Below are 570 nucleotides of genomic sequence, written 5' to 3' on the forward strand. Positions count from 1 at the left end.
TCGCCAACCGCGTCGTCACGCACATGCCCTACCACCTCAATGAGAACCTCGGTATAGGTGTCATCTGGCGCTTTGCCACCCATCTGAATGGTGGTGTCGATGTCGGTATTATCCGCAATGAGATTTAAGTTGTTGATGTCGGTGTACGCCGGGTTACCGTCAGAGATAACGCTCGCGCTTACACTCCAATCTTTCAGTGCTACTTTTTCAGTGCCGTCTGCGGTCTCCACCAAATAGCTACTAATGGTATCGCGCACATCCACCAGCTCATTATTGGTGGTCACGTTGCGAATTCGCATCTGATAGCGCACTTCCGAGCCCGGCGTGTACGTCGGAGTGTCCGTCGACTTTTGCGCCAGCAGATTCGAAGTTCCCGGATCAAGCACGACAGCATTACTGTCCACGCCTGCAACGTTTGCGACGTTAGTTATTGCGCCCGTTGCATCCGCCGCAACCGTGCCATCAATTTCAAAGACAACGGTATCGCCTGGCATCAGATCGAATGCTGCGTTTAAGGGTACATTGCCTTGATATTGACCATTGATGGAGAAGCGCTCTGACGTCGGTGCG

Annotated in this window: 1 protein-coding gene; it reads right to left on the reverse strand. The window is 52.8% G+C overall.

Going from position 1 to position 570, the window contains the following annotated elements:
* Positions 1-570 (reverse strand): hypothetical protein (locus R7Z47_RS26135; RefSeq protein WP_318130937.1); only part of this gene is annotated, 570 nt, incomplete at both ends.

Source organism: Vibrio sp. 1641, from assembly GCF_033339995.1.
GTDB lineage: Bacteria > Pseudomonadota > Gammaproteobacteria > Enterobacterales > Vibrionaceae > Vibrio > Vibrio alginolyticus.